This window comes from Kocuria sp. NPDC057446 (assembly GCF_042802875.1).
Lineage (GTDB): Bacteria > Actinomycetota > Actinomycetes > Actinomycetales > Micrococcaceae > Kocuria.
The window spans coordinates 1-18,238 of record NZ_JBHVDI010000067.1; the positions used below are offsets into that span (position 1 = coordinate 1).

The window sequence follows — 18,238 nt, forward strand, 5'->3', positions numbered from 1 at the left end:
GGCCTACAGAGCCGCAGAGCCGCAGGCAGCACGCCCCCGAACTGGGGACAGCAACCTCCCGGGTGATTGCAGATGCATCCATAGGCTGAAGGGGAACTGACGCTTTCCTGACAGGATCCCCGTGACCTCCTCCTCTGCCTCGCTCCGCCTGGGCGCCTCCGCGCTCGTCCTCCTGCTCCTGACCGGCTGCGGCGGATCGGCGGTCTCCAGCGACGCGACGTCGTCGGGCGCCGCCTCGACCGAGACCTCCGCCGCCGCCGAGCTGCGCGGCGAGCGCGCCGTGGTGGAGCGGGTGATCGACGGCGACACCGTCGACGTCCAGGTGGGCGGCGAGGGGGTGCGGGTGCGGCTGCTCAACATCGACACCCCGGAGACCAAGGACCCGAACGAGGTCGTCGAGTGCCTCGGCCCGGAGGCGACCGCGCTGCTGGAGGAGCTCCTGCCGCCGGGCACCGTGGTGGGTCTGGAGTACGACCAGGAGCGCACCGACCGCTACGGCCGCACCTTGGCGGGGGTCTTCCGGCAGGACGGGACCCTGGTCAACGCCGAGATCGCCCGCCAGGGCCTGGGCACGCCGCTCTACATCGCGCCGAACGGCCGGTTCCTGCCGCCCGTCGAGGAGGCGTTCGCCGAGGCCGAGGCGCAGCAGGCCGGTCTGCTCGACCCTGCCCACGGCTGCACCATCCCGGCACAGCTCCAGCAGGCGGCGAGCGCGCTCGCCGACGCCGCACCGGCGGATCTCGCCGACGCGGCGGGTGAGGTCGCGGCCGCCGTCGCGTTCCTGGCAGCCCTCGACGCGGTCGACGGCGACGCGCACCCGCACCTCCGCCACCTGGTGGGGCTGCCGTCGCTGAAGCGCGGCATCGCGGAAGTCCGCCGGGACGCCACCGCCCTCCAGGAGCGCGCCGCGGAGAAGCGCCGCGCGGCGGAGGCGAAGGCTGCGGAGCGCGCGGCGGCCGAGGACCAGCGCCGGCAGGCGGAGGCCGACGCGGCACGTGAGGCGGAGTCCGCCCGGCAGGCCGAGCTGACCCGCCAGGCCGAGGCCGCTCGGCAGGCGGCGGCCGACGCCGCCCGCCGGGCGGTCGTGCCCGCACCGGCGCCGGCCCCTGCTCCCGCGCCGAGACCCGCCCCGGCTCCCGCACCGGCCCCCGCCCCGGCACCGAAGCCCGCTCCGAACCCGGGCGCCAACATCGTCGACCAGGCCCCTCCCGGCTACTACGCCGACATCCCCGGCTACACCGGACCCCGGTGCTACGCGCCCGGCGGGAAGTTCTTCAAGCCCTGCTGATCCCGGGCGGCAGCTCGCACGAGAGCCCGATGGAGGGCCCAGTGTCACCGGCCGAGTTCCGCCGGCGGGTTGCCGGTCGAAGCAGCCGGGGAGGATCATGGGACGCAGCACGACGTCCACCCCGTTGCACCTCGATGTCGAGGGTCCTGACATGGCCATCCACGCGCTCCCGCCCGACCGGGACATCCGGTCGACTCCCACCGTCCCCGGTGCGCAACCTGGGCCAGGGGGGTGAGTCCGGTGAGCGAGGCCTTCCACCTCGAGCTGGCGGCCGAGGACCCCGAGTCCGTGATGCTGCTGTTCGACACCATCGGGGCGCGCTTCTCCTTCCAGCCCTCCGAGCGCGGCCTGTCCTACCGGGAGGAGCGAACCGGGGACGAGGACGTGTCCCTGGCGCGGGTGGAAGTGGAAGGGTCCTACTCCTCGTGGGGGGACACCCAGATGTTCAGCGTCATCCAGCGCACCGCCGGCCGGTGCGACTGGTCCACCCGCACCGAGTCCGGCACCGGGATCGACGCCCCGGTCCTGATCACCCCGTCCAGCCCGACCCTGTTCGTGGTGGACTCCCTGCGGGCCAGCAACGTCTACCTCACCGCGGGCATGGTGCACGGCATCGCCGAGACCGTCTACGGCACCGAGAACACCCCGGTGGTGTTCGCCTCGGCCCACCCGCTCACCCCCCGGCTGGGCCAGTACTGGTCCTCCCTGGCCCGTCTGGCCCAGGAGCTCGTGGACTCCGGGGCCTTCGACGCCCCGCTGGTGCGCGCCGGCCTCACCCGGCACCTGGCTGTGGCGCTGCTCGAGTGCTTCCCCCTGGTCGGGGACCAGGAGCTGCGCGCACTGTCCATGGCCGCCCAGACGCGCCGCTACCGCATCGCCACGCAGTTCATCGACGACCACGCCCACCAGCCGATCACCGTCGACGACGCCGCCCGGGCGGCGAACACCCCCACCCCCACCTTGGTCCAGGCCTTCCGCGCCAACCACCCGCACCGGCTGACCCCCACCGAGTACCTGGCCCAGGCGCGGTTGGCCGGCGCCCACGCCGAGCTCCTGCACGCCGACCCCACCACAGGGGAGACCGTGGCCGGCATTGCCGCCCGGTGGGGCTTCGCCCACTCCGGACGCTTCGCGTCCCGCTACCGCGCCGCCTACGGCGTGCCGCCCAGCACCACCCTGTACCGCTGACCCCGGGCCGTTGTGTGCACCGGCCCCGCACTGCCGTGTCGGACGGGCCGAGGACCCCGGGGCCTGAGACGATCGTCGTCCCAACGACCCGAGGAGCCCATCGTGGAGAAGACAGGTCAACCGGTCGAGGAGTACCTCGCCGGCGTCACGCCGAAGCGGCGGCGGGAGGACGCCGAGCGGCTCGTGCCGTGGTTCGCCCGGATCACCGGCCGGCCGGCGGAGATGTGGGGCACCATCGTGGGCTTCGGCGAGTACCACTACCGGTACGCGAGCGGGCACGAGGGGGACGCCCCCGCAGCCGGCTTCTCCGCCCGCAAGGCCGCGACGACGATCTACGTGTACGACGGCGTCGACGCCCACCGGGAGAACCTGGCGCGCCTTGGCCCGCACACCACCGGCGTGGGGTGCATCTACCTCAAGGACCTCGACGCGGTGGACCTGGACGTCCTCGAGCAGATCATCGCCGCCTCCTGCGCCGCGCTCGGCGACGGCCCGTGGACCGCCCGCGCCCGGGACGGCGCCACGGACTGACCCGACGCCACCGCCCCCGGCCCGGAGACGACTTCCCGGCGACACGGAGGCGACATGAGTCACGGGCCGGCGACGATCCGGCCGGTCCCCTTGGGTGCGCATCCGCCGGGTGTCTACGGTCAGCACACGCCTCATCGGCACCGGCCGGACGGACACCACCGAACGAGGGGACGAGACGATGCCGCTCTATCTGTCCAAGTTCAGCTACACCCCCGAGACGTGGGCCCGGATGATCGCCCACCCCGAGGACCGGCGCCAGGCCGCCCAGGACTACGTCGAATCGGTCGGCGGGACGCTGCACGGCTTCTGGTACGCCTTCGGCGAGCACGACGGCTACAACCTGTGGGAGGCACCCGACAACGTGTCCATGGCCGCCGTCGCCCTGGCCATCAGCGCGGGCGGGGCCCTGAGCTCGATCGAGACCACGGTGCTCGTGAGCGTCGAGGACACGATCGAGGCCCTGCACCGGGCCGAGCGGATCAGATACCGGGCTCCCGGGACCTGATCCCCTCCGGCACCCGTGGCGACCGAGCACGCACCGACCGGAACCAGCACGGAGGACCACCATGCAGACCCTGGACCGCGCCGAGGAGTCCATCCACGTCGAGGCACCGCCGCAGGTGGTCTACGACCTGGTCGCCGACGTCACCCGGACCCCCGAGTACAGCCCCGAGGTCGACGAGGTCGTCTGGCTCGACGACGGCGGACCCCGCGTGGGCGCACGCTTCCGGGCGCGCAACCGGGTGCCGGCCCACCCCCGGGTCTCCTGGCACAACAAGCCCATCGTCATGGCGGCCGAGCCCGGCCGGGAGTTCGCCTTCGCCCGCACCGAGGCCTTCGCCGGCACCCTCGTGTGGCGCTACCGGTTCGAGCCCGAGGGCACGGGCACCCGGGTCACGGAGTCCTACGAGATCGCCCGCCCGATCGGCCGCATCGGCTGGTTCATCATCGGCACCCTGGGCCGGGACCCGGACCGGACGACCACGATGCGGCAGGGACTCCACGAGAGCCTGCAGCGGCTCCAGCGCGTGGCGGAGGCCGACGCCGCATCGCCGCCCTCGGCCCCCGGGACCGACCGGCCCGGCGACGGTGCCGGCCCGGACTAGCTCAGGCGCGCCGCGGCAGCGATCACGGCGTTGCGCGCGGGCAGCAGGTGCCGGGCCGTGCTCACGCCGTTGGCCAGCCGGGCCAGGCGAACCGTCCGGGTGGTCGACCGGCGGCGTGCGACGTCGTAGCGGTGCAGGGCGCCGGGCACGTCGGGGGCCGCGGTCAGCGCCTCGACGAGGGCGGTGGCGTCGATCAGCGCCTCGCAGGCTCCCCGGCCGAGGTTGGGGGCCATGCCGTGGGCGGCGTCGCCGAGGAGCGCGGTCCCGCCCCGGACGTAGGAGGGCAGGCGGGGCACGTCGAGCAGGATGCGCCGGTCGATCGAGCTGTCCCCGAGGGCGCCCAGGACGCGCCGCACGGCCGGGTGCCAGTCCCCGTAGAGCCGGTGCAGGACCTCCCGGTCCTCGCGCCCGGCCCCGGAGGAGGCGAGCACGTCGGCGCGGACGCTCGCGAACCAGTTGGTGCGCTCGGCGTCGTGCGGGGTGATCCCGAAGAGCCGTGCCGGCCCCCAGGTCTCCGTGGCCCCGTCCGCCGGTCCCGGGACGGTGCCGCGGAGGGCGACCGTGCCCAGCGGCCGCGGGGCGACGCCGAAGAGCGCCGCCCGCAAGAGGCTGTGGACGCCGTCCGCGGCGACGACGACGTCGGCCGTCGGCAGGCCGCCGAGGCCGGTTGCCGGGGTGTCCCACGCGATGGTGCCCGGGGGGATGCCCTCGGCCAGCGCCGCCAGGAGCGCGGGCCGGGGAACCAGCCGGGCCGAGCGCCGGGCGCCCAGGCGGCCGATCTCGGTGCCGTCCGGGCGGAGGAGCCGTGCGCCGCGCAGCTCGACCGAGTCGGCCCGGACCTGCTCCCCCACCCCCAGCCGGTCGAGGGCCCGCATCGCCTCGGGCCACATGCCCAGGGCCGTGCCGGTGGACGGCAGGCCCGGCGAGCGCTCGAGCACGTGGACGTCCCAGCCCGCGGCGAGCAGCCCGCGGGCGGTGGCGAGACCGGCGATGCCGGCTCCGACGACGACGGCTGATCCGCGCACGGCTCCTCCTGGACTCGGTGGTCCCGGTGCGGGCGCGGGCCCGGGCCGGGAACCGTGAAGACGGTGGACGTCGGCGGACGTCCCGTCTCCAGTGTCTACGCTCGGGCGGCCGGTGTCCGGGGCCGGCGGCCGGGGGCGCCCTCGAGCAAGAGGAGTCGGCGCCGGTAGGCCTGCACGAAGGCGGCGAAGGCGGCCACAGCCGCGACCGTGTTGAAGGCCATCCGGGAGCGGGCGTGCCAGGTCACGAACTCGTCCGCGACCTGGTGCAGGTACTCGGCGGAGTGCACAGCCGTGCCCTCGACGAACCTGATCTCGTTGCGCGGCCAGAAGTAGAGCATCGAGACCACACCCTCCGCCACGAACATGGCCAGGCTCAGCAGCACCCACCAGCGCACCGTGGGCATCCGCCGGCACAGCACCAGCGACGCGGCCCCCAGCACCCAGGTGGCGAAGCCCAAGGGCGGGAAGACGTCGGAGGGGCCGCTGACAGCGAGGAACTCCATGGCCCGCTCCAGGGAGACCGGCGGATCGTGGAAGACGTTGGGGTAGACCATGAACGTCTCCAGGACGACGGCGCCGAACAGCGTCATCGTGATCCACAGGTACGCCGTGAGGACCGGCAGGGCCAGACGGTGTGCGAGGGACGGGGTGTGCGTCCTGCGCGGGCGGCCGGACGTGCGGGTCGCCGCTGGGGTGTCAGGCGTGCGTGTCATGCTCCTGACGCTACGGAGCAGCAGCACTCCCCGGCATCGGGCGCAAGGCGTCTGTTCCGTCGCCGGAGGAGGACGTCTCCGGTCCCCCGGCGGCGGCCCCGCCCGTCGCCGGGAACGGACGGCGACCCACGGACGACCGCTCAGGGGCGCCGTCTCAGGGGCGCCGTCTCAGGGTCGCCGTCTCAGGGTCGCCGTCTCAGGGGCGCCGGGCGGCCCAGACGGTGCGGTCGACGCGGAGGAGCAGGTCCGCACGGCGCAGCAGGGCTTCGGGGTGATCCGGGGCCAGAAGGTGGTCGAGGGTGCCGAGGTCCGCCGCCTCCACCCGGTCCTGCAGGGCCGGACGCAGGTGGGAGAGCCAGGTCTGGGCGTAGTGAGCGGTGGCCGCCGGATCCTGGTGCGCCGCGGTGCTGACGGTGTGCGGGCCGCGGACCTCGAACCCGGTCTCCTCCAGCAGGGGCCGCCAGTCCGGGTGGGCATTCCATCCGGCGTCGGCCAGGGCCCGGTGGCACCGGGACTCGAGTCCGGCGCGGCCGATCCCGAGGTCCTCGGGCAGGAAGCGGGGCAGACCGTCCAGCTCGACGACCACCAGCAGCCCGCCGGGTCGCAGCGACGCGCGGACGTCGCCCAGGAGCGCCGCGGGGTCGGCCACCTCGTGCAGGAACGAGGAGGCCCACACCAGGTCCACCGCACCGACCGCGGGCCATGCCGCGTCCAGGTCCGCCGGCACCACCTGGACCCGGCCGTCCAGCCCCTGCTCGCGGGCTGCCGCCTGCACACGCTCGAGCATCACAGCGGACCGGTCGACCGCCACCACCTCCGCGGCGGGGAAGCGCCGGGCCAGCGCCAGGGCTCCGGTGCCCGTTCCGGCACCCAGGTCGAGGATCCGCTCCGGGCTGTCCCTGACGAACCGGGTGCCCCACGCGACCGCCTCCGCCCAGGAGTCGCCGGACATCGTGGCATCGAGATCCAGCAGCTGCGCGAGGCCCTCCTCGCGGTGGTGATCGTGGGAGGCCCGGTGCTGAGCGTGGTGCGTCATACCCCCCACGCTATCCGTACCGTGCCTTGCAGGCACACATGCTTGCTCCAAACGCAAGAAGTGATCGCGTCGTCCCGGTCGGGCTCGACATGTCCGCGATCAGAACCGGACCGCCGGCGCCGAGGAGCCCGCCGACCACGCGAGGGTCCGGCCCCGCGACCAGCAGCGGCCCACGGCCTCGACGTGCAGGGTCGACCCGTGGAACAGCGCCAGGCCGAGGATGCTGTGGCCGGAGGCGCGCCGGTCGCCGAGAGTCGGGATCGCCGGTGCGACTCCGACCCCCTCCGCCGACACCCAGGCCACCGGTCTCCCGGCGGCCGCCGCATCGAGGCGGTGCAGGAACCGCAGGCGGGCCTCGAGGGAGAGGCGAGGCAGCGCCCACGCGGTGGTGACCACCGGCAGGGCATCCGCGGGCACGTGGGCGAAGGCGCGCGGCAGCTCCTCGAGGACGTCACCGGGCAGCAGCAACGGCGGGTCCGCCGCCGCCAGCGCGATCTCCGCCTCGAGCCGCACGGCCTGCTCCGGCCGGTCCGGCCACACGCAGGCGCGCAACCAGCGGGCGTCGTCGTCGTCGGTGACGTCGAGCGGATCGCGGTCGAGACCGATGCGGGCGACCACCTCGGGGATCGCCCGGGGCGGGACGGGCCGGTCCCCCACGATCGAGGACGCCAGTTGCACGGGGGACGACGGGTCGCCCAGCGACTGGCCGTTGCTGTACGTGATGCCCACGCGGTCGACGCTGAGATCGAGCCCGGCCGAGCACCCCACGTCGATCAGCCCCACCGCGCTCGCGCCCGCCCGGTGCGCCGCCTCGGCGATGGACGGATACAGCACGGCACCGTGCCCGGTCTCGTCGGGCCGCGGCGGCCGGCGCCCCGCGAGGGCCACGACCATGTGGGTCAGGCGCAGCAGCGTGTCCACCGCCGCACGGGCGGCGGCATCGCCGTCCCCCGACGCATAGGCGGCGGCGAGCGCCGGGGCACGACCGGCGAGGGCGAGGTCGTGCAGCGCGGCGAGGACCACCGTGGGGTGCCGCCTGCGCGCCGGCGCCGTCCCGATGGCGCGCAGGGCCTCGTCGGACTCGCCCAGGGCGAGCGCGACGCGCTCGTACAGCGGCGACGTCCCGGCGGCGTCGACCTCGCCGAAGCGGCGGTACGCCTCGGCGAGCGTGCGCGCGGCGTCCCCGAGGGCGTCGCTTCCTGCGGGCGATCCTGGCATCCCGACAACTCTAGCCTCGGGAACGGAGCACTCACCCGGTCCGTGTCAGCGCCGCACGCCGCGCATGTGCTGGACGGCCCAGGCGAGCAGACCTGCCACGAGACCCCACAGGGCGTTGGTGAGCAGGATCGGCACGATCGCGATCGGTGCGGAGACCGGGCCCTGCAACGTCCCGGTCAGCACGGTCGAGAGGACGGCACTCAGCGGGATGACACAGATCCCGTACGCCAGCCCGGCCAGCACCAGGGTCAGCACGGGACGGGGCACTCGGCCGAGGCCGACCACCCCGATCCACACCGAGGTGACCAGCGCCGTGAGCAGCAGCGGACCCGTGGGAGCGCCGAGGCCGTCCGCCGCCCCGGTGATCCGGGCGAGCGGACGCAGCAGGGCGACGGCGCCCAGGCCCAGTACCAGCACCCAGTTCACGGCAGGGCGAGTGCTTCCAGGAGTTGCGGTGCGGTTCGTCATGGCCCTGACGCTACGGAGCGCGGCCTGGGCGCACATCCGGCGGGAAGCGCTGCGTGCATCGCCCGGGACGGAGTTCCCGGTCGCCCGGGAGCGACCCCATCCGTCGCCTCCGGACCGACGTCGGTGGCGGACGGGCTGGCTACCCTGGAAGCATGCCCAGCACCGCTGCGGTCCGCCCCGCGCACCGGCCGGCCGAGGACGTCGATCCCCGTCTGGTCGACGGTGTGCTCGCGGCTGCGATGGCCGTGGTCGTGGCGGTCGTCGTCGCCGCGGACCTGGAGGGCACCGGCCGCGCCGGTGCCCTCGCCTGGCTCTTCGCGGCCGGCTTCGGAGCCCTGCTGCTGGCCCGGCGGCGGGCGCCCCGGCTGGTGCTGGTCCTGACCGTGCTCGGGATCTTCGTCTACTACGTGTTCCAGCTGCCGCCCATCGGCATCGCCCTGCCGGCCGTGGCCGCCCTGTACTCGGCCGCCGAGGCGGACCGCACCCGCTCGGCGGTCGCCGCAGGTGCGGTGCTGGTGTCCGTGGCGGCCTACTTCCGGGTGGACGAGGGCCTGCCGGCCGCCTATCTGGTCAGTTACGACCTGCTCACGGACGTCGCCCTGGTCGCCGCGGCCATCGCGCTCGGGGTGAGCGTGCGCTCCCGCCGGGAGCTCCGCGCCCAGCAGGAACGGCTGCGCGCGCTCGCCGCCGCCGAGGAGCGCCGGGAGGCCGATCGCCGCCTGCAGGCCGAGCGGGCCGGGATCGCCCGGGACCTGCACGACAGCATCGGGCACACGATGTCCGTGATCGCCGTGCACAGCAGCGTGGCCGCCGAGGCCGTCGGGCGCGACGACGAGGCCGCGGCCAGGGCGCTCGAGCGGGTCCGGTCGGCCGCCTCCGCCACGCTGCGCGAGCTGCGGAGCACCGTGAAGCTGCTCCGCTCCCCCGGCGCCGATCCGGTGGTGCGCAACGGTCTCGGCCTCGCCGGCATCCCCCAGCTGCTCGAGGCGGCCCAGGACGCCGACGTGGCGGTGACGGCACGGGTCGACGTCGACCCCGAGGAGCTGGACACCGCCATCGACGCGGCGGCCTACCGGATCGTGCAGGAGTCCCTCACCAACGTCCTGCGCCACTCCGGGGCCCGGCACGCGGTGGTGCGGGCCAGGACGGAGGACGGGAGCCTGGAGCTGTGCATCTCCGACGACGGACGCGGTGCCTCTCCCGGCGACGTCGTCGACGCCGCCGGCGGACGGGGCCTGCCGGGCATGGCCGAGCGCGTCGGCCTGCTCGGCGGCACGCTCAGGGCCGGCAACCGGGACGGCGGCGGCTTCGAGGTCCGCGCCAGGCTGCCGAGGAGGCTGGGACCGTGATCGACGTCGTCGTCGTGGACGACCAGGAACTGGTGCGCACCGGGCTGCGCGCCCTGGCCGAGCGGGACGGGGACATCGCCGTGGTCGGGGAGGCCGCCACCGGCCGGACCGGTCTGGCCCGGGTGCGCGAGCTGCACCCGGACGTGGTGCTCATGGACATCCGGATGCCCGAGCTGGACGGCCTCGAGGCGACCCGCCGGATCGTGGCGGACCCGGCGCTGCGGGACGTGCGGGTGCTGGTGCTGACCACCTTCGACGAGGACGAGCACGTCTTCGAGGCGATCCGCGCCGGGGCCGCCGGCTACCTGCTCAAGGACGTCTCCCCCGCCGACCTGCGCCGGGCGATCCGCGTGGTCGCCGCCGGGGAGTCCCTCCTCGCGCCCTCGGTGACCCGCACCGTGCTGGAATCCATCGCCGCGAGACCGGAGACCGCGCTCGACGACACCCCGCTCCGCGCGCTGAGCGAGCGCGAGCAGGAGGTGCTCGAGAAGGTGGGGTGGGGGCTGTCCAACGACGAGATCGCCCAGCAGCTGTTCCTGTCCCCCGCCACTGCGCGCACCTATGTGTCCCGGCTGCTGGGCAAGCTCGGTGCCCGCGACCGGTCGCAGCTGGTCGTGCTCGCCTACGAGACCGGCCTGCTCACCCCGGGCCACTGAGGACGGAGGACAGGAATGGACGAGCTGCAGCGGATCGCCGCGGCCTTCCCCGACCTGGCGTGGTCGAGGGCGCGGAAGGTCACGGAGGGCTGGGACCACGTCGTCGTGATCCTGGACGACGCCCTGGTGTTCCGCTTCCCGCAGGAGGCGCCCTACACGGAGGCGCTCGCCCGGGAGGTGGAGGTCCTGGACCACCTCGGGCCGCGGCTGCCCGTGCGGATCCCGCGCTACGACCGCGTGGCGCCCGACGGCTCGTTCGCCGGATATCCCCTGCTGCCGGGCCGGACGCTCCAGCCGGAGGTGCTGGACTCCCTGGACGGGACGGCGCGCGAGGCGCTCGTGGACCAGCTGGCCGGCTTCCTCTCCGCCCTGCACACCGCGCCGGTCGCCGGCACCCCGCTCGAGCAGGTGCCGCCGTCCTGCCTGGCCGAGGACCAGGACGACGTCCGCAGCGCGGCCGCCGCGCACCTGCCCGCCCTGCTGACCGCGGCGGAGCTCGACGACGTGGAGCGCATCCTCGGGGAGGTCGACGCCCTCCTCGCCGCCGACCTCCCCGACGTGGTGGTGCACAACGACGTCTACAGCCGGCACCTGCTCTGGGACGACGACGCGGCCCGGCTCGGCGTGATCGACTTCAGCGACATGTCCGTGGGGGACCCCGCCGTGGACTTCGCGGAGCTGTACGAGTACGGCGAGGACTTCGTCCGCGCGGTGCACGAGCGCTACACCGGACCGGCGGATCCCGGGCTCCTCGACCGGGCCTGGACCTACCAGCGCTGGATCGGGGTGTACATGCTCACCGACCACTTCGACGTCGGCAAGACGACGTGGGAGGTCGCCCGGGAGACCTTCGACCGGGTCCGGGCGGGGCGCGGCGGCTGAACGGGACGCCCTGCGGCCCGGGCTGCGAGCTCCGACGGCGAGCTCGGACGGCGAGCGCAGGACCGCGTCACGCAGACGCCGGCACCCTCCCGGGGTGGTCCGGGCCACCCGTTCTTCCTAGGCTGGGAGCCCCGACCGTCCCCACCGTGCACCGAGGAACGACCATGGCGTCCACCGCGTTCACCATCCGTCCGGCGACGAGCGAGCGGTTCGACGACGTCGCCACCGTCCTGGGTCCCCGGAACCCCGAGTCGTCGGTCTGCTGGTGCCTCACCTACCGGCTCCCCTCGAAGGAGAACCGCGCACTGACGGGCCCGGAACGGGCCCGGACGGTCCAGGAGCTGTGCGCCCGGTCGATCCCGCCGGGCGTCCTCGCCTACGACGACGGGACCGTGGTGGGCTGGTGCGGCGTGGCGCCGCGGGCCGAGCTGCACGCCTTCACCCACGGGAGGACGATCCCGCACGTCGACGACCTCCCGGTCTGGAGCGTGTGGTGCTTCCGGGTGCGTGGCGGTCAGCGGGGCCGGGGCGTGGCCCAGGCCCTGCTCGAGGGCGCCGTGGAGCACGCCCGCGACCACGGCGCGCCGGCCGTCGAGGGCTACCCCGTGGACAACGGGGACCGGAAGGTCGACACCACGATGGCCTACGTGGGCACCCGCACCATGTTCGAGCGCGCCGGCTTCACCAAGGCCGCCGACACCACCTCGACGCTCAACCGCTTCCCGCGGGTGCTCATGCGGCTGCCGCTGCGCTGAGCGGGATCCGCGCCGTCAGCCGCGCGATCGTTCGTGGAACTGCAGCCGGTGCCCGTCCGGCGCGTCGACCGTGGCGTACGTCCCCCACGGCTCGCTGATCGGGTCGGACACCGCCGCACCCTTCGAGCGCAGCTCCGCCACGGTGGCCGCGACGTCGTCCGCGGTGAAGGTCAGGTGGGCGCCCTCCCCGGGGATCCTGTCGAAGGCTGCCGCCGCCGACAGGACGATCGACGTCTGGGCACCCCCGGGTCGGACCTCGAGCCAGCGGGCACCCCCGCCCATGTCGGCGTCCGTCACGACGTCGAAGCCCAGGACGTCCCGGTAGAACGCCAGCGCCTCCTCCTGGTCGCCCACGTACAGCACCGCCGAGGCCACGTTCGTGATCATGAGTTCCTCCTGTGCCGGCTCGTCACCGCGGATGCGCGCGGCCGGTCGGCCGCGACACCCTCATCATGCCCGCGCCCGACGCGCCTCCTGCCCCCTCGCCAGGTGAGGAGCCGGTCCCCGCACACGGTCCGTCACATTCCGCCGGCCCCTGGTCTCCATTGACCGCTCGGCCTATCTTTTGACCATGCGCTCAAAAGCGGGACCCGGTGGCGCCCCGACGTTCACGAAGACGGCCCGCCGGGCCCAGATCCTGGCGTGCGCGATCGAGGCCATCGCCGAGACCGGCTACGGGCGGGCCTCCCTGGCCGAGATCGCCCGCCGGGCGGGCGTGAGCAAGGGCGTGGTCTCCTACTACTTCACGTCCAAGGACGAGCTGCTGACCCAGGTGGTGCTCGACGTCTACGGCCGGGCCGGGGCCGCCATCGCGGCCCGCACCGACACCGAGACCGACCCGTCCGCGGTGCTGACCGGGTACGTGGAGGCGAACCTGGCCTTCCTGGATGAGCACCCGGCCGACATCCGGGCCGTGACCGAGATCGCGATGAACCTGCGCACCCCCGAGGGCGCCCCCCGGTTCACCCCGTCGGGAGCCGACCCGGTGCTGACCCACCTGGAAGGGCTGCTGCGTGCCGGGCAGGAGGCCGGGAGCTTCCGGGACTTCGACGCCCACGCCCTGGCCATCCTCGTCCGCGGGGCGATCGACACCGCCTCCGGTCGGCTGGTCACCGACCCGGACTTCGACCTGAGCACCTACACCCGCGAGCTCGTCGCCCTCGTCGGGCTCGCGACCCGGAGAACTCCCTGAGGAGACCGCCATGCGCGCCCCGGACCCCACACCGACCCCGGCCGTTCCACTGGCCGCGCGGCCGGGCAGCGACCCTGCACCGGTACCGGCCGACGGCGCGGCGCAGTTCGAGCAGCGCCCGCGCCGCCGGCGCCATCCGCTGGTGGGACTGCTGGGTGCGGGCCTCGTCCTGCCCTTCGCGCTGTACTACGGGTTGCGGCTGGCCGGGGTGGAGCCCTGGGCGGCGCTGCTGCTCGGCGGACTCGCCCCGCTGCTGCGCGTGCTGATCACCGCGGCCCGCGCCCGCCGGCTGGACCGGCTCGGGGCCTTCACCCTGTCCGTGCTGACCGTCAACACCGCCGTGGGCCTGATCACGGCCGACGCCCGGCTGCTGATGGCCCTGGGCGGCTGGCTCACCGCGCTGCTGGGAGCGTGGCTGCTGGTGAGCCTCCGGGGAGGCCGGTCCGCGCTGTTCGACGTCACCGTGACCCTGATGCCCGCCGAGGCCGCCGCCGGGTGGCAGCACGACTGGCGGCACCGCCCGCAGTTCCGCCGGATCTTCCGGGCGATGACCGCCGGCTGGGGAGCCGCCTTCCTGATCGCGACCGCCGCCCGGATCGGCATGGCCTACACCCTGCCCGTCGACGTGGTCCCGGTCGCCGCCGCCGGAGTGCTGCTGCTGCTCCTGGTGGCCGTCGTCCAGGCGGGCAAGGCGTCCGGTCGGCGACACCTGGGCCCGGTCACGGGGACATCCTCCGCGCCCGTCCCGGCGGCGCCCGGTGGGGACGGGCCCACGAAACGAACCAGGGGCTGACCTGGGCCGTTGACGCCACGTTGCGCCCAGCCGGGCCCGGAAATGTGAGAGTTCCCACTCGCCCTGGGCTTTCCCCGGCCAGTCCGGATAATGGGTAAGGCTGGCCCGAGCATCGACGCGGGGATCAGCACCCCCTTCCCCGCAACCGAAGCAGGACAGCATGACTCTGGAAAAACCACGCACCGAGGCCACCGCGCCCGAGGACCAGCCGCAGGCCGAGGAGCAGACCGAGAAGAAGAGCCCGGCCCTGAACATCCCGGGTCTGCTCGCCGGTGCCGCCACCGCCGCCACCATGTCGGTGATCGGCGGCCACCTCAGCGTCGTCGGCACCGTCCTCGGCGCCGCCCTGACCAGCATCGTCTCCGGCATCGCCGTGGTCGTCTACTCGACCTCGCTCGAGAAGAGCCGCCGCGGCCTCAAGAAGGTCAAGACCACCGTGGCCCAGCACGTGATCGCACGCCCCGGCCTGGACGCCTCCGACTCGGACGGCAGCACGGCCGTGGCCGCGGGCAGCCGCTGGAGCACCCTGCGCCCGCGTCTCAAGCCCATCCTGGTCAGCACCGGCGCCATCCTGGGCCTCGCGGTCGGAGCGGTCTTCGGCATCCAGGCGCTCACCGGCACCGAGCTCTCCGGCGGCACGGGCACGATCCAGCGCACCGTGACCGGCAGCGAGTCCGTGGCCCAGCGCAGCGCCGTCACCCCCGCTCCGGCCGAGGACCCCGCCGCCGGCACCGGCGAGGTGGCCCCCGAGGGCACCGTCCCGTCCGCCGAGGCCCCCGAGGCCCCCGGCGCAGCGGTGCCGGGCGAGGTCGCCCCGACGAGCGGGGCGGTGACCGGTGACGGCACCACGTCCGGCGGCACCCTCCCGGGCACGGGCGGCCAGCAGTCCGGCACCGGCCAGACCGGCGCGGATACCGGCCAGCCGGGCGCCGGCGCGGCCGCCCCGCAGGTCGTGCCGGGCGCCGACGCCGGAGCGGCCCCCGCGGCACCGTAGGGTCAGCACGCACGGGAAGAACTCCGGGGCGGGGACGTGGACACCACGTCCCTGCCCCGTCCCGTGTCCGGGCCGTGGGACCGGGGGCGGCGACGCCATCTTTCGTCATGTTCGCCTGTCCGCCCTGACCAGGCCCGATGTTCTCGCGGTCCCGACGAGGTCTGGACTTAAGTCGACAGACATATGTCCCGTGCGGCACCTAACTTGGCCTCATCCCGGCTGCGGTTGCCGGCGGGACATGATCGACGAAGGGGATGACAGTGGCAGGGGTTCGAGAAGTTCGCGGAAATCAGGTGGCGCAGTGGCTGACGGTGGCGGCCGTCGTGCTGTTCATCGCCAACGGCGCCGTCCTGGCACTGGGGTCCCACGCCTACGGCTGGGCCACGCTGCTGTTCACGGCGGCCGTGTACTTCGCGGTCACCACCGGGATCGTGGGACGCCCCCTCCGGGAGCACTGACCCACCGGCCCTGATCCGCCGGCACCGGCCCGACGACGGAGCGCCGGCCCCGAACGCCCCTCGTGCGGGGCCGGCGCTCCGTCGTCGTGCCGGCCGCGGACCCGCGGAGCGGAGGGATGCGGCCCGGCTGGTATCGTCCCTGTGGTCCACCCCACACATGCACCCAGCGAGGACCACCATGTCGCGCTCCCCTGCCCCGCGGACGATCTCCGCCGACGCAGACCCCGTCCACTCCCCGTCGACCACGCACCCCGACCGTCCGGACGCCGCACCTGATTCCCGGACGCGGCCCTCCGCGGTCGACACCGGCTGGATGCTCGGCCTGTTCGGCACCGCCATCGGCGCGGGCATCCTCTTCCTCCCCATCAACGCGGGCGCCGGCGGTCTGTGGCCGCTGCTCGTGGTGACGCTGCTCATCGGGCCGATGACCTACCTGTCCCACCGGGCCCTCGCGCGCTTCGTGTGCGCCTCCCCGCGCAAGGGCGAGGACATCACGGTCGTGGCCCGCGACTACTTCGGGGAGGGCGCCGGGCGGGTCATCACCGTCCTGTACTTCCTCGCGATCTACCCCATCGTCCTGATCTACGGGGTGGGCATCACCAACACGGTCGAGAGCCTCCTGGTCAACCAGCTCGGGCTGCCCCCGGTGCCCCGCGTGCTGCTCTCCGGGGTGCTGATCGCCCTGATGATGCTGGTCATGGTCGCCGGTCAGCGCCTCATGCTCGCCGTGACCCGCTGGTTGGTCTATCCGCTGATCCTCGCCCTGCTGGGAGTGACGCTCTACCTGATCCCCACCTGGCAGGTCGGCGACCTCGCCGCGGTGCCGTCCGCCGGCGAGCTCTCCCTCTCGGTCTGGCTGATCATCCCGGTGCTGGTGTTCGCGTTCAACCACTCCCCGGCCATCTCCCAGTTCTCCTTGGCGATGCAGCGCGAGCACGGGACGGACGCGCCCGCGGCGGCCTCCCGGGTGCTGCGCCGCACCACGGTCCTGCTGGTGCTGTTCACCATGGGCTTCGTCTGGTCCTGCGTCCTGTCCCTGGGCACCACGGGTCTGCAGGAGGCCCGCGAGGCCAACCTCCCCGTGCTCTCCCACCTGGCCAACGTGCAGGACAACCCCTGGATCGGCTACCTCGGCCCGGCCGTGGCGATCGTGGCGATCGTCTCCTCGTTCTTCGGCCACTACCTGGGCGCCAGCGAGGGCGCGGCGGGCATCGTGCGCAGCATGCTGCCCGGCCGGATCCGGCAGCCCCGGGACCGGACGCTGCGCCGCGGCATCGCGGTCTTCATCTTCCTCACCACGTGGGCGGCCGCGGTGCTCAACCCGAGCATCCTGTCCCTCATCGAGTCCCTGGCCGGGCCCGTCATCGCCGTGATCCTCTACCTCATGCCGATGTACGCCGTGCGCCGCATCCCGGCGCTGGCGCCCTACCGGGGGCAGCTGTCCAACGTGTTCGTGACCGTCGCCGGTCTCGTGGCCATCAGCGGCATCCTCTTCACGCTCGTCCGCTGAGCCGGCCGGGTCCGCCCAGCGCCCGGCGCAGGGAAGCCCGCGCCACAGCGGTGTCCCCGGCGCCGGGAAGGGCGGCCCCGATAGACTGAGGGCCGCACACCGACCCGGTTCGAGACCGGTGCTACCGCCGGAGGAACATGGACCGCAACCCCACTGCCGCCGATGTCGCGCGCGAGGCCGGGGTCTCCCGGAGCGCGGTGTCGATGGTCCTCAACAACAACGCCGACGGCAACGTGTCCCCGACGGCCCAGCAGCGGATCCGGGAGGCCGTGCAGCGGCTGGGCTACGTGCCGAACGCGGTGGCGGTCGCGCTGCAGAGCCAGCGCACCAACACCATCGGCGTCATCACCGACGAGATCGTGACCAGCCCCTTCGCCGGCCGGATCATCAGCGGCGCCGGCTCCGTCGCCCGGCCGGCGGGCTACGTGCTGACGGTGGCCGACACGGAAGGGGTGGCGGGGCGCGATCTCGAGCTCGCCGAGGCCCTAATCCACCGGCACGTCGACGGCCTGGTCTACGCCACGGGCGGTCTCGTGGAGCTGGACCCGCCCGAGCCGCTGCTGCACCGTCCCGCGGTGCTCGCCAACTGCTACGACCCGCTGGGACGCCTGCCCGCGGTGATCCCGGACGAGGTGACGGGGATGCGTCGCGCCACGGAGCACGTGCTGGGCCTGGGGCACCGCAGGATCGCGCTGCTGACCGGCACGTCCGACTCCCCGGCCACCCCGCTGCGCCGCCAGGGCTTCGAGGCTGCCTGCGCGGAGTTCGGGGGCGACGCCCTGCGGCTCGCGGTCGAGCCGACCGGCTGGGAGATCCAGGACGGCTACCGTGCGGCGCAGCGCCTGCTCGCCCGGCCCGAGCCGCCGACGGCGGTCCTCGCCTCCAACGACCGCACCGCCACGGGTGTGCTGCTCTGCGCGGCGGCGTCGGGCCTGCGGGTCCCGGAGGACCTCTCCCTCGTGGGGGTCGACGACCAGCAGAGCGTGGCCGACCAGCTGGTCCCGGCGCTGACGACCGTGGCTCTGCCGCACCAGCGGATCGGGGCGCGGGCCGTGGAGCTGCTCCTGGAGCAGCTC

Annotated in this window: 21 protein-coding genes; 15 read left to right on the plus strand and 6 right to left on the minus strand. The window is 74.2% G+C overall.

Features of this window, described 5'->3' with window-relative positions; genetic code table 11:
* Nucleotides 1–121 precede the first annotated feature (121 nt).
* The 5 genes from ACFU0Y_RS09830 (at nt 122) to ACFU0Y_RS09850 (ending at nt 4,113) form a co-directional block, all read left to right on the plus strand.
* On the plus strand, nt 122–1,288 hold the full coding sequence (locus ACFU0Y_RS09830) for a thermonuclease family protein (RefSeq protein ID WP_380214305.1): 1,167 nt from the start codon (nt 122–124) through the stop codon (nt 1,286–1,288).
* 240 nt (nt 1,289–1,528) lie between these two features.
* Nucleotides 1,529–2,476 carry a helix-turn-helix domain-containing protein gene (locus tag ACFU0Y_RS09835; RefSeq protein ID WP_380214307.1) on the plus strand — a complete coding sequence of 316 codons (948 nt, stop codon included), beginning with the start codon at nt 1,529–1,531 and terminating at the stop codon, nt 2,474–2,476.
* 102 nt (nt 2,477–2,578) lie between these two features.
* Entirely contained in the window at nt 2,579–3,007 is a 429-nt protein-coding gene (locus tag ACFU0Y_RS09840; RefSeq protein WP_380214308.1) for a DUF1801 domain-containing protein, read from the plus strand.
* 109 nt (nt 3,008–3,116) lie between these two features.
* Entirely contained in the window at nt 3,117–3,512 is a 396-nt protein-coding gene (locus ACFU0Y_RS09845; protein ID WP_380214309.1) for a GYD domain-containing protein, read from the plus strand.
* Nucleotides 3,513–3,573: 61 nt separating this feature from the next.
* Nucleotides 3,574–4,113, plus strand: a complete 540-nt coding sequence (locus tag ACFU0Y_RS09850; protein ID WP_380214310.1) for an SRPBCC family protein — start codon at nt 3,574–3,576, stop codon at nt 4,111–4,113.
* Here ACFU0Y_RS09850 and ACFU0Y_RS09855 read toward each other — a convergent pair.
* The 5 genes from ACFU0Y_RS09855 to ACFU0Y_RS09875 all read right to left on the minus strand — a co-directional run bounded on the left by ACFU0Y_RS09855 (nt 4,110) and on the right by ACFU0Y_RS09875 (nt 8,573).
* Nucleotides 4,110–5,138, minus strand: coding sequence for an FAD-dependent oxidoreductase (locus ACFU0Y_RS09855; RefSeq protein WP_380214311.1), 1,029 nt, complete (start codon nt 5,136–5,138; stop codon nt 4,110–4,112). The genes ACFU0Y_RS09850 and ACFU0Y_RS09855 overlap by 4 nt on opposite strands.
* A gap of 95 nt (nt 5,139–5,233) precedes the next feature.
* The gene (locus ACFU0Y_RS09860; protein ID WP_380214312.1) at nt 5,234–5,851 is read right to left on the minus strand and encodes a hypothetical protein; all 618 of its coding nucleotides are present in this window, start codon (nt 5,849–5,851) and stop codon (nt 5,234–5,236) included.
* 196 nt (nt 5,852–6,047) lie between these two features.
* A complete protein-coding gene (locus ACFU0Y_RS09865; RefSeq protein ID WP_380214313.1) occupies nt 6,048–6,887 on the minus strand; it encodes a class I SAM-dependent methyltransferase in 840 nt (279 codons plus the stop codon).
* Nucleotides 6,888–6,986: 99 nt separating this feature from the next.
* Nucleotides 6,987–8,105: a DUF2332 domain-containing protein gene (locus tag ACFU0Y_RS09870; RefSeq protein ID WP_380214314.1), complete on the minus strand. Its 1,119-nt coding sequence runs from the start codon at nt 8,103–8,105 to the stop codon at nt 6,987–6,989.
* A 45-nt stretch (nt 8,106–8,150) separates the two neighbouring features.
* The gene (locus tag ACFU0Y_RS09875) at nt 8,151–8,573 is read right to left on the minus strand and encodes a hypothetical protein (RefSeq protein WP_380214315.1); all 423 of its coding nucleotides are present in this window, start codon (nt 8,571–8,573) and stop codon (nt 8,151–8,153) included.
* Nucleotides 8,574–8,725: 152 nt separating this feature from the next.
* On the opposite strand from ACFU0Y_RS09875, the gene ACFU0Y_RS09880 reads away from it, so the two are divergent.
* The 4 genes from ACFU0Y_RS09880 (at nt 8,726) to ACFU0Y_RS09895 (ending at nt 12,215) form a co-directional block, all read left to right on the plus strand.
* Nucleotides 8,726–9,922, plus strand: coding sequence for a sensor histidine kinase (locus ACFU0Y_RS09880; protein WP_380214316.1), 1,197 nt, complete (start codon nt 8,726–8,728; stop codon nt 9,920–9,922).
* Entirely contained in the window at nt 9,919–10,578 is a 660-nt protein-coding gene (locus ACFU0Y_RS09885; protein ID WP_380214317.1) for a response regulator, read from the plus strand. Before ACFU0Y_RS09880 ends, ACFU0Y_RS09885 begins: the two co-directional genes overlap by 4 nt.
* A 15-nt stretch (nt 10,579–10,593) precedes the next feature.
* Nucleotides 10,594–11,460 (plus strand): phosphotransferase family protein, encoded by an 867-nt coding sequence (locus tag ACFU0Y_RS09890; RefSeq protein WP_380214318.1) that lies wholly within the window; start codon nt 10,594–10,596, stop codon nt 11,458–11,460.
* Between the two features lie 164 nt (nt 11,461–11,624).
* Nucleotides 11,625–12,215: a GNAT family N-acetyltransferase gene (locus ACFU0Y_RS09895; RefSeq protein WP_380214319.1), complete on the plus strand. Its 591-nt coding sequence runs from the start codon at nt 11,625–11,627 to the stop codon at nt 12,213–12,215.
* Nucleotides 12,216–12,230: 15 nt separating this feature from the next.
* Here ACFU0Y_RS09895 and ACFU0Y_RS09900 read toward each other — a convergent pair whose 3' ends face one another.
* Nucleotides 12,231–12,602 (minus strand): VOC family protein, encoded by a 372-nt coding sequence (locus ACFU0Y_RS09900; protein ID WP_380214320.1) that lies wholly within the window; start codon nt 12,600–12,602, stop codon nt 12,231–12,233.
* Nucleotides 12,603–12,786: 184 nt separating this feature from the next.
* Between ACFU0Y_RS09900 and ACFU0Y_RS09905 the strand changes: the two genes are divergently transcribed.
* From ACFU0Y_RS09905 to ACFU0Y_RS09930, 6 genes are all read left to right on the plus strand, one after another.
* Nucleotides 12,787–13,407, plus strand: a complete 621-nt coding sequence (locus ACFU0Y_RS09905; RefSeq protein WP_380214321.1) for a TetR/AcrR family transcriptional regulator — start codon at nt 12,787–12,789, stop codon at nt 13,405–13,407.
* A gap of 10 nt (nt 13,408–13,417) precedes the next feature.
* On the plus strand, nt 13,418–14,200 hold the full coding sequence (locus ACFU0Y_RS09910; RefSeq protein ID WP_380214322.1) for a VC0807 family protein: 783 nt from the start codon (nt 13,418–13,420) through the stop codon (nt 14,198–14,200).
* Nucleotides 14,201–14,360: 160 nt separating this feature from the next.
* Nucleotides 14,361–15,194, plus strand: a complete 834-nt coding sequence (locus ACFU0Y_RS09915) for a hypothetical protein (RefSeq protein ID WP_380214323.1) — start codon at nt 14,361–14,363, stop codon at nt 15,192–15,194.
* Between the two features lie 293 nt (nt 15,195–15,487).
* Nucleotides 15,488–15,652, plus strand: coding sequence for a hypothetical protein (locus ACFU0Y_RS09920; protein WP_380214324.1), 165 nt, complete (start codon nt 15,488–15,490; stop codon nt 15,650–15,652).
* A gap of 178 nt (nt 15,653–15,830) precedes the next feature.
* Nucleotides 15,831–17,162 (plus strand): HAAAP family serine/threonine permease, encoded by a 1,332-nt coding sequence (locus ACFU0Y_RS09925; RefSeq protein WP_380214325.1) that lies wholly within the window; start codon nt 15,831–15,833, stop codon nt 17,160–17,162.
* 137 nt (nt 17,163–17,299) lie between these two features.
* A partial coding sequence (locus tag ACFU0Y_RS09930; RefSeq protein WP_380214326.1) for a LacI family DNA-binding transcriptional regulator occupies nt 17,300–18,238 on the plus strand: 939 nt, incomplete at its 3' end.

Coding starts and splice junctions, on each gene's coding strand:
- ACFU0Y_RS09850 (WP_380214310.1), top strand. CDS start 3,574: ATGCAGACCCTGGACCGCGCCGAGGAGTCCATCCACGTCGAGGCACCG.
- ACFU0Y_RS09860 (WP_380214312.1), bottom strand. CDS start 5,851: ATGACACGCACGCCTGACACCCCAGCGGCGACCCGCACGTCCGGCCGC.
- ACFU0Y_RS09865 (WP_380214313.1), bottom strand. CDS start 6,887: ATGACGCACCACGCTCAGCACCGGGCCTCCCACGATCACCACCGCGAG.
- ACFU0Y_RS09870 (WP_380214314.1), bottom strand. CDS start 8,105: ATGCCAGGATCGCCCGCAGGAAGCGACGCCCTCGGGGACGCCGCGCGC.
- ACFU0Y_RS09875 (WP_380214315.1), bottom strand. CDS start 8,573: ATGACGAACCGCACCGCAACTCCTGGAAGCACTCGCCCTGCCGTGAAC.
- ACFU0Y_RS09880 (WP_380214316.1), top strand. CDS start 8,726: ATGCCCAGCACCGCTGCGGTCCGCCCCGCGCACCGGCCGGCCGAGGAC.
- ACFU0Y_RS09890 (WP_380214318.1), top strand. CDS start 10,594: ATGGACGAGCTGCAGCGGATCGCCGCGGCCTTCCCCGACCTGGCGTGG.
- ACFU0Y_RS09895 (WP_380214319.1), top strand. CDS start 11,625: ATGGCGTCCACCGCGTTCACCATCCGTCCGGCGACGAGCGAGCGGTTC.
- ACFU0Y_RS09900 (WP_380214320.1), bottom strand. CDS start 12,602: ATGATCACGAACGTGGCCTCGGCGGTGCTGTACGTGGGCGACCAGGAG.
- ACFU0Y_RS09905 (WP_380214321.1), top strand. CDS start 12,787: ATGCGCTCAAAAGCGGGACCCGGTGGCGCCCCGACGTTCACGAAGACG.
- ACFU0Y_RS09910 (WP_380214322.1), top strand. CDS start 13,418: ATGCGCGCCCCGGACCCCACACCGACCCCGGCCGTTCCACTGGCCGCG.
- ACFU0Y_RS09915 (WP_380214323.1), top strand. CDS start 14,361: ATGACTCTGGAAAAACCACGCACCGAGGCCACCGCGCCCGAGGACCAG.
- ACFU0Y_RS09925 (WP_380214325.1), top strand. CDS start 15,831: ATGTCGCGCTCCCCTGCCCCGCGGACGATCTCCGCCGACGCAGACCCC.